The sequence below is a fragment of the Microbulbifer sp. VAAF005 genome (assembly GCF_030012985.1).
Lineage (GTDB): Bacteria > Pseudomonadota > Gammaproteobacteria > Pseudomonadales > Cellvibrionaceae > Microbulbifer.
Genome location: NZ_CP120233.1, coordinates 250,674 through 264,713, shown reverse-complemented (window position 1 = coordinate 264,713; position 14,040 = coordinate 250,674). Strand labels below are relative to the sequence as shown.

9 protein-coding genes are annotated in these 14,040 nt (G+C 49.1%); 5 read left to right on the top strand and 4 right to left on the bottom strand.

Features of this window, described 5'->3' with window-relative positions:
• The first annotated feature begins 188 nt into the window (after positions 1 to 188).
• Entirely contained in the window at positions 189 to 506 is a 318-nt protein-coding gene (locus P0078_RS01155) for a heavy metal-binding domain-containing protein (RefSeq protein ID WP_282932649.1), read from the top strand.
• Between the two features lie 81 nt (positions 507 to 587).
• Here the strand turns inward: P0078_RS01155 and P0078_RS01150 are convergent, their stop codons facing one another.
• A complete protein-coding gene (locus P0078_RS01150) occupies positions 588 to 1,649 on the bottom strand; it encodes an FAD-dependent oxidoreductase (RefSeq protein ID WP_282932648.1) in 1,062 nt (353 codons plus the stop codon).
• Between the two features lie 311 nt (positions 1,650 to 1,960).
• Between P0078_RS01150 and P0078_RS01145 the strand changes: the two genes are divergently transcribed.
• The 3 genes from P0078_RS01145 to pbpC all read left to right on the top strand — a co-directional run bounded on the left by P0078_RS01145 (position 1,961) and on the right by pbpC (position 9,903).
• Positions 1,961 to 2,119: a hypothetical protein gene (locus tag P0078_RS01145; protein WP_282932647.1), complete on the top strand. Its 159-nt coding sequence runs from the start codon at positions 1,961 to 1,963 to the stop codon at positions 2,117 to 2,119.
• Between the two features lie 297 nt (positions 2,120 to 2,416).
• Positions 2,417 to 7,540, top strand: coding sequence for an alpha-2-macroglobulin family protein (locus P0078_RS01140; protein ID WP_282932646.1), 5,124 nt, complete (start codon positions 2,417 to 2,419; stop codon positions 7,538 to 7,540).
• Complete coding sequence (pbpC, locus tag P0078_RS01135) at positions 7,537 to 9,903, top strand: penicillin-binding protein 1C (RefSeq protein ID WP_282932645.1); 2,367 nt, start codon at positions 7,537 to 7,539, stop codon at positions 9,901 to 9,903. Before P0078_RS01140 ends, pbpC begins: the two co-directional genes overlap by 4 nt.
• Positions 9,904 to 10,156: 253 nt before the next feature.
• On the opposite strand, the gene P0078_RS01130 is transcribed toward pbpC, so the two are convergent.
• From P0078_RS01130 to P0078_RS01120, 3 genes are all read right to left on the bottom strand, one after another.
• The gene (locus P0078_RS01130; RefSeq protein WP_282932644.1) at positions 10,157 to 11,068 is read right to left on the bottom strand and encodes a right-handed parallel beta-helix repeat-containing protein; all 912 of its coding nucleotides are present in this window, start codon (positions 11,066 to 11,068) and stop codon (positions 10,157 to 10,159) included.
• Positions 11,069 to 11,335: 267 nt separating this feature from the next.
• Complete coding sequence (locus P0078_RS01125; RefSeq protein ID WP_282932643.1) at positions 11,336 to 11,938, bottom strand: nitroreductase family protein; 603 nt, start codon at positions 11,936 to 11,938, stop codon at positions 11,336 to 11,338.
• A 118-nt stretch (positions 11,939 to 12,056) separates the two neighbouring features.
• Positions 12,057 to 12,962 carry a LysR family transcriptional regulator gene (locus P0078_RS01120; RefSeq protein ID WP_282932642.1) on the bottom strand — a complete coding sequence of 302 codons (906 nt, stop codon included), beginning with the start codon at positions 12,960 to 12,962 and terminating at the stop codon, positions 12,057 to 12,059.
• Between the two features lie 103 nt (positions 12,963 to 13,065).
• Between P0078_RS01120 and P0078_RS01115 the strand changes: the two genes are divergently transcribed.
• Positions 13,066 to 13,998, top strand: coding sequence for a DMT family transporter (locus P0078_RS01115; protein ID WP_282932641.1), 933 nt, complete (start codon positions 13,066 to 13,068; stop codon positions 13,996 to 13,998).
• Positions 13,999 to 14,040: the final 42 nt, after the last annotated feature.

Below are 14,040 nucleotides of genomic sequence, written 5' to 3'. Positions count from 1 at the left end.
TCAAAAATAACCGGGCTATATGACCACTACACTTTTCATCACGAAATCCCAACTCATTAAATGCGACATCAAAACTAAAAAAGAACATTCGATTATCACCAAACAATCGAATATACTCGCGTAACAGATCGAGATAAGATTACTAATAATGTAAAATAGAAGAGTATTTCTAATTCAGGGGGAGCAAAATGATTTTTTCAACTACGGAAACAGTGCCAGGAAGAGAGATATCGGAGATATTGGATATCGTTACGGGTAACGTTGTTCAGTCAAAACATATTGGCCGTGATTTAATGGCTGGCATCAAAAGCATTGTCGGAGGAGAAATCCGGGGCTACACAGAGATGTTAACCGAAGCGAGAAACAAAGCTTTTCAAAGATTGAGTGACAGTGCCCGGCAAAAAGGCGCTGATGCCGTAGTAGGCATTCGTTTTACTACAAGCGCAATTATGGATGGCTCCTCAGAAATTCTTGTTTTTGGTACGGCTGTAAAACTAAAAAGATAGATTGAAATATCCCTAAATTTTGACACGCATGCTCGCAGACAACTGGCTCAACCTACAAATGATTACAAATTTATTTGACCCCTAAAGCTCCACCGCAAACTGCCCCAGTTTTCTCCGCACTGCAGGAATAGAACTGGCGGCAGCGATTAACGCTCGAAATTCAAATCTTGCTTTCAGGGATTGTCCAGTAATCATTTTCCGACCACGCTCAGTAACCTCAATAACCTTTTTATCTTCTTGATGGCGCAATTCAGAGTAGCCTAGGAGCTGCCCCTCAGTGATCCGTTTTGCCAATTCGGCTGCATCAGCTATCCCAAGGTTCATACCACGACCTCCAACCGGAGAGTGGCAATGGGCAGCATCCCCAGCTAGATGTATCCTACCCTTTGAGTAAGTTTCCGCTTGCCGAATTGAGATTTTAAAGGTTCCCTCCCGCCGAACCCTCTTAACATCCACCGCCATCGGAAATGCTTTAATTGCATTATCACAGCTAGCTACCAGACGGTGTCGGCCTTCTCCCAATGGCACTGCAACAGCGACCACGCCAGATTCCATTTTGACCAAGGTAAACTTTCTTTTAGGAGGCCAATCCCCTGTATCAACATCCGCGATTGACCACACTTCTTCCAAGTCAAATCCAGGATAACTGATACCTGCAGCTTCACGAACAGTACTGCGAATACCATCCGCTCCTACAACCAGGTCAAATCGCTCCTCTTCACCATTGTCAAAAAAAGCCACTACCCCGCTCTTTTCCTCGGTAAGGGTTTTGAGTTCTTTCCTATATTCAACTTCGACTCCCATACCAAATAAAACCTGAGCCATGAGAGCTTCAGTTCTGTCTTGAGGAAGTCCAAGAATGGCGGGGAAATAAGTCCGATCGGAATGAAGGGGAAACTCTAGTGCTAAATGCGTATTTAGGTAAATGCATGCGCTCTGAACCGCGATCCCCTCAGCAATCAACTTTTCAGAAACGCCAGAGTGTGAAAGCAACTCAAGGCTGCGAGAAGTAACTCCCACCGCTCGACTAAGGGTTGAAGCGCTATCCCGGCGGTCCACAATTCTTGGCAATAGCCCTCGCCGAGCAAGCTCGACCGCTGCTGTAAGGCCCGTGGGCCCAGCCCCAACAATCAGTACTTTCACAAGCTACCTCATATAACCCCACCTAACATTAAGATAGTACACATGAAAGAGTAAAAGTGACTATAAGGTCTGAGACTCTTAATAAAAACCCAGGCCGCTACCTATGACTTCTTTATAGCAATACTAGTCCCGCTTTGTGAGGACGTAATTAAAAAGGCATGGCCATTACAAACTCTATCTGCCTTTAGCTTTTTGTTCCACAGTTCTATGCTTGGGTATTATTTATGTTGGGTTTAAGTCTGGTATTCAGTATAGTCTTTGAAGTAGAACAAGCTTAGGCTAGAACTGAGGCATAACAAAGGAATATCAAAGTGAAAAGAATTGCCACCGCACTGCTATTTTTATTTGCGGCGATTGCCTGCTACGCTTTCGGAGTCCCTGTGGGAGGAGTAATCTTCCTTGCTCTTGGCATTATCTTTGAAGGAATCTTCTGGATTAAGCTATTTAAACGTAAAAAGAAGCCAACATAGGTGTAGTGATACAACGTTATTTCGGCTAGATTCAATTGAACTAGTGATTATCGAATAAACTACACGCCTCAACCTGGTACCATAGAACAGAAAAGACACTTACTCTCTAAGCCACCTAATTGCCACCCCTTTATTCCATAAATTTATTTTCCAGCCATCAATAATCCCCGCCTCACTATTGATACACACTTGCATCAGAAGTAGATACCGAGCACGGAAACCTTGGAGGAAACTTGAGACATATTTAAAGACGGACTAAATTGTGCGTCGCTAAATGGATTCTATAAGGAAATACCCATGTCCCTTCACCGCTCACCACGCTGGATTGCGGTCATTCTTCTTTGTCTTATAGCTATGGCTTGCTCACAAGAAAAGTCAGAGAAGAAACTCGCTGACACCCCCAAGCTTGCGGAAGGCGGGAGCGTTGAAGAGGGTAACAACCAGGCACAAGCTCTCAGCGCCACTGAGAAAGTGCATAAAAAAGAAGCGGCCTCTTCTAGTGAAATAAGCTCGAAAGCTGATGAAGTTCGGCGCACTTCTGAAACTAATTCTACTGAGCTGACAGAGAATGATGCTACCCCTGCACAAGTCACAGCCAGAGCCAGTACTCAAATCTCCGGGGATCACTTTCTAAAGGTCCTCCATGTTGGGGAGCGGACGTTTAAAGATGCACGGGCCATCGCTGTTATCTTTTCTGAACCTTTACTGGGCAATGCCCATTTTGGCTCCTACTTGAATCTATCCCGTGACGATGGCGAGCGTGTAGATGGTGGTTGGGTTCTCTCCGATAACCAGAAAATTCTCTATTTTCCTCATATTGAACCAGATACTCGCTATAAACTCACCGTGCTCCCGGGTCTGCCCGGCGAAAACGGCTTGGAATTACAGGAAGAGAAACAGGAGAGGCTTCGCACCCGACGGATTGAGCCCAGTATCAGCTTTGCCAGCAATGGAAGTATTTTTCCCGCGACGGTAACTCCCGGTCTACCTGTTACTGCAGTCAGTGTTGAGGCCGCACAGATTCACTTCCATAGAGTGAAACCTGAACATTATTCCGAGTTCTTCAGGCTGATCAAAAGCCAGTCACTAAAATACTACTACCGCTTGAAGTCCCTCAATCAAGTGGCCGATTTTGTCTATAGTGCCCAGTTCGATCTCACCAAGGAGAAATATGTCCAGCGAGATTTCGACCTCTCTATCGGGCATATAAAGCCCCTGCAACAACCAGGTATCTATGTCGCGGTTATGCAGCCGGCAGGCATGTATGACACCAACCTCTATGATGTCACCCACTTCTCTATCTCAAACTTAGGCCTTCTTGCGCGGTACTACCCAAACAGTGTGGACCTCTATGTTTCATCTCTGGATGAAGGGCAGGCTCTTAAGGGCATTGAAGTTGAGCTGCTCAACAACAAAGGGGAGCTAATCCAGCAATACACAACCGACCAAGACGGCCAGGTGCGCTTTGCTCTGACGCAGGAACAGGAAGACTCACAGCGCTTCTTTATCGCAAGAGACCCTGATACCGGTCACTTCTCCATACTAGACCTGCGTGAACCTGCATTGGACCTTTCGGATTTTCAGTTGGGCCAGCGCCCTTCGAGACCGATGGAGTTTTTCATGTATGGCCCGCGAGATCTGTATCGCCCCAATGAATCGATCCAGGTGAGCGGGCTGCTGCGCAATTATGATGGACGCTATATCAAAGACCTGCCGATCAAGGCAGAACTCATAAAGCCGGACAATACCAGCGCGCGCGCATTCACATGGCACGCCAGTGCGCCCGGATACTACGAAAAGCTTATCCCACTTCCACAAAATGCACCTACCGGTGACTGGCGCCTGGATGTTGAGCTAGCCGATGGACGCAAAGTGAAATATCCATTTAAGGTAGAAGAATTCCTGCCAGAGCGAATGAAGCTGGTTTTGCAAGATGGTGAAGAGCGCAGTCTGGTTGAGGGCCATAAAGAATCTTTCGAACTTCAAGTAGAAGGTAGTTATCTCTATGGTGCGCCAGCGGCAAAGAACCGCCTGGAAACTCTGGTGCAAATTAGCCACTATCGCGAGCCCTTCCCCCAGTGGAAAGGGTTCTTATTTGGGAACACTAATGAATCTTTGCCCACGCGACAGTTTCATGCGCCTACGATTGAACTCAATGAGGAAGGGTTGAGCAATCTGACCTTACGCTCCCGTTGGAAACGAGCAAAGAGCCCGCTGAAAATCAACTTGGTTTCCAGCCTGTTCGAATCCGGCGGCCGCCCGGTAACTCGCCAACATCCAGTCCTGGTATGGCCCACACACCCGGTGGTAGGTATTCGCCCAAATTTTGGAGAGGAAAACCCATCGGCCAACAGCAGGCCTGAATTTGAAATAGTGGTTGCCGACGCACAGGGCGAGCCTGTTATCGGGCGGGATCTCAAAGCGGTGTTAATTTCCGAAGACCGCCAGTACTTTTGGGAGTACTCTGCAAATCGGGGCTGGCACTATGAATACTCAAGTGCTGAATTTGAAACTTTCAGTCGCCAGCTCCAATTCACCGAAGAGCAGCCCCTGAAGCTCACAGTCCCAGTGGAACACGGCCACTACCGCTTAGAAGTCACTGATACCAATACGGGAGCAACCAGCAGCTTACGCTTCCACGCCGGCCGGGACTGGTATTACTGGTGGCGTAAGGATCAAGTAGCCAAAGGCCAGGCTGCGCGTCCGGATACCGTGGCCCTATCACTGGACAAACCAAGGTACTCTTCTGGAGATCTGGCGCAACTCACCATAGTACCGCCCGCTGACGGAGAGGCGTTGGTGTTGGTGGAGAGCGACCAACTATTGTGGTCCAAACGACTACCTGTAGAAAAGTCGGGTACCAATATCGAAATCCCAATCTCTCCTGAGTGGGATCGCCACGACACCTATATTTCTGTTACTGCTCTGCGCCCTGCGGACAAGAATGAGCGTATCGCCCCCAATCGCGCTTTTGGTCTCGCCCACCTGCCCCTGGATCGCGATCCTCGGCGTCTGCCCATTTCACTCGAAGCGCCCAAGAATGCCCTGCCCGGCTCGGAAATTGAAGTTACCATTTCTGCCGACGAAAATTCTATCGAACAAAACGGAAACAAAGCCTGGGCCACCCTGGCCGCCGTCGATGTCGGTGTACTCAATATCACCCGTTTCAAAACCCCGGATCCCTTCGAGGCCTTTTTTGGCCAGCGCCGTTACGGTGTGGATGTAAGGGATATTTATCATCGCATTATTGAATCCAGCAGTGGCAAACTGGTGGGGCAACGTTTTGGCGGCGATGCGGAACTGGCCCGAGGCGGCGACGAGCCCAACTCCGACGTTCAAATAGTATCTTTATTCTCAGGACCCGTTGAATTTGATACTCAGGGCCAAGCAAAGGTCGCACTGCAACTACCGGAGTTTAACGGACAGCTGCGCCTGATGGCGGTTTCTTTCAGCAAAGACCGATTCGGTAGCACCGACGGAGAAGTAACAGTCGCCTCACCGGTTGTCACCCAAGCCGCCTTGCCTCGCTTTATGGCCCCTGGTGATAGCAGCACTCTGGCCCTTGACCTCAATAACTTAAGTGGCCGCTCCCAAAAACTCACTGTAATTATGCAATCAGTGGGCGCGGTAGATTTGGAAATGGGTGAGCGGATGCTGGAACTGGCGGATGGTGAACGCAAAACTTTGCGCTTCCCTATCACCGCCAAAGATGCCACCGGAGATGCGGAGTTCAAACTGGTCGTGCAGGGTGCCGTCGATAAAGATGGAAATGATATCGATATCGAACAGCAGTGGCGCCTGGGCGTGCGCCCCGCTTGGCCGGCAACCACACGCAACCAGCGCAGACTCCTGTCCCAGGGCGAGAGCTTCAGTGCCGATAGCAGCTTCCTGGATTCCCTAATGCCTGGAACTGTTCAAACCCTGGTATCCCTGGACAGCCGACCGCAACTGCAGTTACAGGATCACCTATCCAACCTGCTGCAATACCCCTACGGCTGCCTGGAACAAACCTCCAGCCGGACCTTCCCGCTAGTCATGGCAACGCCGCAGCGACAGCAAAAACTGGGCCTTGAAACTCTGGATGAGAATGAGCGGGCCGAACGTATCGACGCAGGTATTGAGCGCATTTTCAGTATGCAAAAAGGGAACGGCAGCTTTGGCCTATGGAGTTCCGAGTCTTCCGAAAGCCAGTGGCTAACCGCCTATGTAGTCGATCTTCTATTGCGGGCCCGGGACCAGGGAATCGTATTTGACAATAACCGCCTGGAATCCGCACTCAAGCGCCTGCAGGACTATGCCCGTGAGCGCGGTGCTTTCTATCAGCAACGCTATAGCTATAGTCCCGATTTTTATGCTTATGCCTCAAGAGCTTACGCAGCCTATGTGCTCTCACGAGTACAGAAAGTGTCTCTCGGGCAACTGCGTACCCTTTATGAAAGTGGCTCTAGCCTGACCCAATCTCCCTTGCCAAATCTGCATATGGCAATCGCTTTGCACACCATGGGCGATGCCACCCTGGCCCAGGAGGCCCTGCAAAAAGCGCTTAAAATCGAGCGCAAACGCCGCAGCTACTATGGCGATTATGGATCAGACCTACGGGATACGGCCCAAATGATCTCCCTACTCCTAGAGCACAATTTCGCAGGTGATAAAACGGAATCCCTGGTGTTCGAACTGGCAGATCTTCTCCACGGTCGCCAATATCTCAGCACCCAGGAGCGCAATAGTGTGTTTATGGCTGGAGCACAGTTGCAACTCAATAGCAGTGCAAACTGGTCTGCGACTTTGGCCAGTATTGATGGCTTGCGCGAGCTCAATAGCGATAACCCGCACAGCGCATTATTTCGAGGGCGCGAAGCCGCCAGCGCACTTGAGGTAACTGCACAGATAGAGAAGCTCTATGCAGCAATCACTATCAATGGTTACAGCAAGGAGTCGCCAGAGGCGGCGATGGATAAAGGTGTCAGAATCAAACGCAGCTACCACAATTTGGGTGGCACGGAAGTCATTCCCAATCAGGTTCGTGAGGGCGAGCTTTACCTGGTGCGCTTGCAAATTGACGCGGACCAGCGCCTACCCGACCTACTTGCCGTGGACCTATTGCCCGCAGGTTTTGAGCTGGAGAATCAAAACCTGGCCGACAGTGTCAAAGTGGATGAACTCGAGTTCGATGGCAGAAGTATCGCTCAATGGCAGGACACCCAGGACAATATCCAACATACTGAATATCGCGATGACCGCTTTGTAGCGGCACTGGATCAGCTGAGATACAAAACCACCAATCTCTTCTATATCGCCCGCGCAGTAACCCCCGGCAACTATCAGGTGCCCCCACCCTACGTAGAGGATATGTACAAACCGGAACGCTTCGCTATCGGTGAAAATCCCCTAACGCAAATGCGGGTAATCGGTAAACAGTGAAGCTGTTGGCCACTATCCGGAGAGCCTGGCAAAGCAGCAGTCGCAGAGTTCGCGCACTGCTGCTTGCGCCCGCCGCCCTCACAGCGGTACTGCTACTGCTCGACTTTGCTTTCCCTCCACCTCTTCCCGAAACTCAAGACTTTGCACGGGTCGTTGCAGATCGCTACGGCAAACCACTACGTTTCTTTGCCGACAGTCGCGGAGTTTGGAGATACCCAATATCTCGGGAAAATGTATCGCCGCGCTTTATCGAAGCTCTTCTCACCTACGAAGACCGACACTTCTATCGGCACCCCGGAGTAAATCCGCTAGCCCTATTGCGAGCTTCAGTCCAATACCTTCGCAATGGACGAGTCGTTTCCGGCGGTTCCACTCTCACCATGCAGGTAGCGCGACTACTGGACCCACACCGCAAAACTCTGCCGGGCAAAACCAAGCAGATATTGCGTGCATTGCAATTGGAGTGGCACTTCAGCAAGAATGAAATTCTCGATCTGTACCTGAACCTCGCACCTTACGGCGGCAATATTGAAGGCGTGGAAGCAGCCAGCCGTCTATACCTGCGTAAATCAGCCTCCGACCTTACCCATGCGGAAGCTGCACTGCTAGCTGTACTCCCTCAGGCGCCGAGCCGCCTGCGGCCAGATCGGCATCCTCTAAAGGCACAAAATGCCCGGGACAAAGTTCTGGATAGGCTGCAGTCATTTACCGTCTGGAGTGCAGAGGATGTTAAACGCGCCCAGCTTGAGCAGGTCTATGCGGAACGCTTGGAATTCCCGCAAAACGCCCCGCACCTAGCCCGCAGGCTGGTGAATACCATCAGCGATCAAGAAGTTATTCGCACCACAATCGACGGCAACATCCAGCGCGGATTGGAAGATTTTCTGCGCGATCATATGGATAGCTATCCAGCCAAAACATCTGCAGCTGTTGTAGTTTTGGAGAATTCCGATTTATCTGTGCGCGCCTACGTGGGAGCTTCTCATTTTGGTAACGGGCGCCGCTATGGCTATGTGGATATGGCCAGGGCTGTACGCTCACCGGGCTCTACGCTCAAGCCCTTTTTGTACGGACTTGCCATTGATGAGGACCTGATCCACAGCGCCTCCCTGCTCAGCGATGCGCCCCGCATCCACGGCGATTACCGCCCTGAAAATTTCCATCGAGGCTTCGCCGGCCCTGTCACCGCCACTGCCGCCCTTCAGAAATCTCTCAATGTCCCTGCAGTTCAGCTACTGGAACATTACGGCCCCGGTCGATTGGCCGCAGCCCTGGAAAATGCCGGACTAGCACTAGAGTTTCCCAGTGGTGGTAGACCCAACTTGGCCATGATTTTGGGGGGCGTAGGTGCTCGTCTTGACCAGCTGACAGGTATTTATGCCGCACTGGCACGGGGAGGCCAGACTGCAGCTCCCCGCTATTTACCCGAGGAGCCCGTACGTGAAAGGCATCTGATGTCTTCTGAGGCGGCTTGGATTACATTTGAAATGCTCGCTTCCAATCGCGGAGGTTCCCGCCGTTGGCGCAATCTGGTGCGACAAAACAAGGCAGATATCGCCTGGAAGACAGGCACCAGCTACGGCTACCGGGATGCCTGGGCGATTGGCGTAACTCCCGGCTACACCGTCGGCATTTGGGTAGGCCGACCGGATGGCACTCCCCTACCCGGTTACTATGGCTCCATTAGTGCTACACCTCTATTGAACGCAGTTATCGCCGCATTACCAGACAACAAACAACAGCACCTGAAAAAGCCAGATTCAGTAACTCAAGAGACTATTTGTTGGCCGCTTGGGGGCCAGAAGACGCTCACACAAACCAGCCACTGCCATCTGCAACACAACGCCTGGTTAATCCAAGGGCGCACACCCAGAACACTATCGCCGCAAGGTGAGCCTCTGCGGGCAGCACAAACCTTTAGTTTCTTTGCAAACCGGCAAGGTATGCGGGTAAAGCCCAGTTGTATGGATTCTACTACTGAAAGGCATAGCCTAGCCCTTTGGCCAAAAGAACTGGAATCCTGGCTACCCGCAAACCAAACCCGGGCCCAGCAAATTCCTCCGACGGCTCCCGAGTGTTACACCCCGACTGCAACAACAGGAACTCCACTAAAAATTATCGGAGCTGGAGACGGTAACCAGTATCGACCTACCGGCAAAAATGCCCCACTTCCGCGTTTGACTCTGAGCGCGATTGGCGGACAGGGAAAGCGCTATTGGTTCCTAAACGGTGAACCCAAGGGCGAAACCCTCGGAAACGAAAATCTGGCACTACTTCCGGGCAGTGGTAAGCACCAAATTGCTGTACTGGATGTTAGCGGGAATGTCGATCGGATTGTGATTTTTGTAGGAAGCGACAACTGATTTTCATAAAGCAGAAGACTGCCATGTCGTTTCTCTCACTGAACATATCCCTTAGTGTCACCCTATCGGCAATCGAGTGTCAGCATTGGCGTGAAACATCGTAGTTCGGGTTTAATTTTAGTAACTCCGCAACTTACCCAAAATAGGGAAGACGCGAATGCACAGCACACCTTAAACGCAGTATATCTTTCCGTCTTCTCCAGCAGTATCACTTACACGCTTCTACTTTCCCCAGATTAAAACCTCCCCGAACTTAATCCAAACAGGCAGGTTCTGCTGTTACATGAGTATTGCCAATCCAAGTATTACTTCCACTACAGGTTGGATCGCTAGGATCACGTAAATCAAATGCAGAATTATCAAGCGATGTATTCCCTACCACCACATTATTCTCATTATTGAATCCAGCGATATTGATACCGGCTGTATCAGGCGAGCCATTTGTCCCATTTTCCATTACTATATTTTGTATTATAGAAGTACTTGATACATCCACATTGAGTTCAATCCCATTACTCGCACTGCCGGTAACAAAGTTTTGAATAACTGTTGTGTTACTTTCATTAATATCAATTCCGTTATCACCATCAGTACTACCGACAACAGTATTTAGCTGAACCAGTGTAAACACACCATTTACCGTAATTCCCTGATCACCGGCTGATTCAATATAATTATTGATAATTTGGTTTCGATCGCCTCTAACATCTATACCATCATCATTGCCAGTATCAATAATTTGATTCCCAACAATATTATTGGAGTTACTATCAATAACAATTCCCTCTCGTGGAGAGTTTAATATCATAATTCCATCTATGGTATGAAATCCATCTCCCTCCAGGTTTAAACCATCTGGGCAGTCGGTTATCGTCCCACCATAAACGGCACCAGATAATCCATTAACCAAAATTCCAGCAATACTTTCTAGATTTGGGTTGTCACAAATAATTTCCCCGCCCTCTGCCATCGTAAGGCTTCCACCGGGTCCAGTTACTGTTACCGCATAGGGATTCGCCAGGCTCAGTTCACAATTTAGCGTTTCCGACAGGGTTTCAGCTGTTGTTATAACATCGCCACAATCAACAGCCATAACTAGTGGTGATGAGAACAAAGTAGCACTTGTGACGAAAGCTGTGACTAACTTGTGGTAACAGGTGTTCATGGCAGGTCCCTCTCATTGATATAAGAAAATTGTAGGCATAAGCCACACTTCACGTTTCCAATATCAATGAAAAGAATTTATTCTGAGCCTAAGGGGGCTTTCATTATATTGCTCTATCTCCCATCTATTGTTTGAGCTAGGCAAGCATAACGAAACTTTGATAACGCCAGTAAATAGACACTGTAATTGCCTTTACAATTTACCCAATTAATCCTTGAGGCCTACTAAAAGAACCTCAATAGCGATTCACCCCTATTTATCGTCTCCTTAAAAGCTATTCTCGAACAGGACGTCATTTATCGACAGCTGTCCACCACGCCCATTCGCAACTTTTGCCGCTTTTCCAATCACTATCATCATCCCGATCAAATAACCTTCGGGCAAATTGATCAGCTCAGCGACTCTCTCTGGGTCAAACCCAACCATTGCACCTGTGTCATATCCCATCGACTTTGCCGCTAACATCATGGTTTGTGCTGCCAATCCGCAGCTTCTAATAGCCTCGTCCCGCTGTAGTTGCTGCTTACCCTTGTAGAACTCAGTTAGCATTGGCACTAACACATCCCTAGCCTCTTTCGGCGCTTCGGCCCAGTACCGCTCCGGCCGGTCGCTCCAGGCATTAATATCTGCACAAAGTATGATCAACTCAGAAGCATCTTCTACTTGCTGTTGCCCCCAGGCTGCATCTTTAAGCTGACTGCGAAGGGAAATATCTGTGACACGCAGGAAACGCCAGTGCTGAATATTGTAAGAAGTCGGCGACAACATGGTCGCCTGGACCAGACGGGTGAAGTCCTCGACAGGCATCTCTGCAGTGATATCGAAATGCTTAACCGAGCGGCGGGATTCAACAGCTTTAAACAATTCCATAAGTTTCTCTCTGACTATCGTTCGTTGATTGAATGTCGATGAGAAGAAGCTTATTGGGTTTCCTTATCGTTGATAATGGGGTTCGACGGAGACTTACTGTTGACGAAAGGTTAACAATTTACTGATCCCAGTAAGGTGTATCGCCGCCAAAGTACTCTATTGCAAAGTCTATAAAGGCGCGGACTTTGGCTGGCATAAACTGCCGCTCAGGGAAAACCGCATAGATAGACTTGGCAGGCATCTGGTACTCCTCAAATAGAGGAATTAGCTTTCCAGCCTCAATGTCTGGTCCTGCCACGAAGGTGGGTAAGCGACCTATCCCTACACCCTGAAGAAGAGCTTCCCTCAGTGCCTCACTATTATTTACCTGGTAGTTACCCTTCACCTCGATGGTATGTAAGTGATTGTCTTTGATAAAACCCCACTCTTTCACATCCCTGGAATAAGTAAAAATCAGGCAATTATGGGCGCTCAACTGCTCCAGTTCTGTGGGCTCTCCGAATTCCTTCAAGTAGGAAGGTGACGCACAGAGTACACTTTTCAGAGGTGCAAGTTTGCGGGCAATCAGGCTGGTATCGGGAAGGTCACCTCCGCGAATAGCGATATCAAAGCCCTCCCCCACTAAATCGACAACTTTATCGTCCAGTATCATGTCGATACTAATCTCGGGGTAACGCTTCATAAATACGGGAATTAAGGGAGCCAGGTGTAATCTACCAAAGGACATAGGAGCATTGATCCGCAAGCGCCCCCGAGGCTCCCCCTGTAGCTGCAGAACTGCGTCTTGTGCATCTTTGGCCGATTTATAAGCAATGCGTGCGTGCTCATAAAAATGCTCCCCAGCCTCCGTCAGGCTCAACTTTCGCGTAGTTCTGTGCAAAAGCTTCACCCCAAGCTGCAGCTCCAACTGGGTAACCCGCTTGCTTACCGCTGATTTTGAGATGCCAAGTAACTTTGCCGCCGGGGAAAAGCCACCGGTTTCTGCCACAGTCACAAATATTGGAATTGCTGCAATTGTCTCCATAGGCGACTGTTTCCTTCTCCTCAACAGTGAGTGTCTATAATGCTGGATTATCAGTTTACCAGAAACGACATACACTTATCTCTCGCTAATAGAGGGAAGAAGCATGAGTGAGCTTACCAGGGACATAACCCCATCAACTACAAGCCCCAACACCTCGCTCTGGTGGGTTCACTGCCTGATGATTCTTTGTACACTACTGGTTGCAGGATCATTTCCTATTGGGGAGTTAATCGCCGATTCACTCCCGGCGGATTCCATGATGTTGATTCGATTCTTAATTGCGGCGGGACTATTTGCACCCTTCATATTTTTAAAGCACGGGATTCAGCTTCCAGAACCCAAAAAACTGCTGGGATATGCTCTACTCAGCATCCCACTAGTTATCTTTTTCTGGTGTATGTTTGAAGCACTCAAATACACCACTGCAGTGAATACCGGCGCTCTTTTTACAACAGTTCCGGCGATGACAGCCATCTTTACTTTGATCATCAATGGCGAGCGAAGCAGCACCCGCAAAGTTATCGGCCTAACCCTTGGGACTCTGGGTGCAGCCTGGATTGTATTCAAGGGGAGTGCCTCAACAGCGATAACGCTAGACCTAAACAAAGGGGATTGGATATTCACCCTAGGTGCTATATCACTCAGTTTATATAACCCGCTTATCAAGAAGGTTCACTCAGGGGAGCCTACAGAGGTCATGACATTCTGGGTTATTCTATTTGGTGCGCTCTGGTTACTATTGCTCTCTTTTCCAAACTTGAACCAGATAGAATGGCGAAATATACCCACCGAGACTTACGGCGGGCTATTCTATTTAGCCTTATTCTCAACTTTAATTAGTTTTTTTCTGCTGCAATTCAGTACATTAAGGATCGGGGCAACTAAAGTAGCAGCATATAGTTTCTTGAATCCGATATTTGTACTAATAGTGGCCATAGTATTGGAAATGGCAAACTTTAATATCAGCTTTATACCTGGAATAGTGTTGGTCTTTGCAGCCATGCTATTTATCCAGGCGGAAAAACCTAAGGAATAATATCTCTGAACAGCTTATAAGAGATAGAATCGCACTGCCATC

Bases quoted from the DNA above. Each gene is read 5' to 3' on its own strand.
- P0078_RS01155 (WP_282932649.1), top strand. From the start codon at position 189: ATGATTTTTTCAACTACGGAAACAGTGCCAGGAAGAGAGATATCGGAG.
- P0078_RS01140 (WP_282932646.1), top strand. From the start codon at position 2,417: ATGTCCCTTCACCGCTCACCACGCTGGATTGCGGTCATTCTTCTTTGT.
- P0078_RS01130 (WP_282932644.1), bottom strand. From the start codon at position 11,068: ATGAACACCTGTTACCACAAGTTAGTCACAGCTTTCGTCACAAGTGCT.
- P0078_RS01125 (WP_282932643.1), bottom strand. From the start codon at position 11,938: ATGGAATTGTTTAAAGCTGTTGAATCCCGCCGCTCGGTTAAGCATTTC.
- P0078_RS01120 (WP_282932642.1), bottom strand. From the start codon at position 12,962: ATGGAGACAATTGCAGCAATTCCAATATTTGTGACTGTGGCAGAAACC.
- P0078_RS01115 (WP_282932641.1), top strand. From the start codon at position 13,066: ATGAGTGAGCTTACCAGGGACATAACCCCATCAACTACAAGCCCCAAC.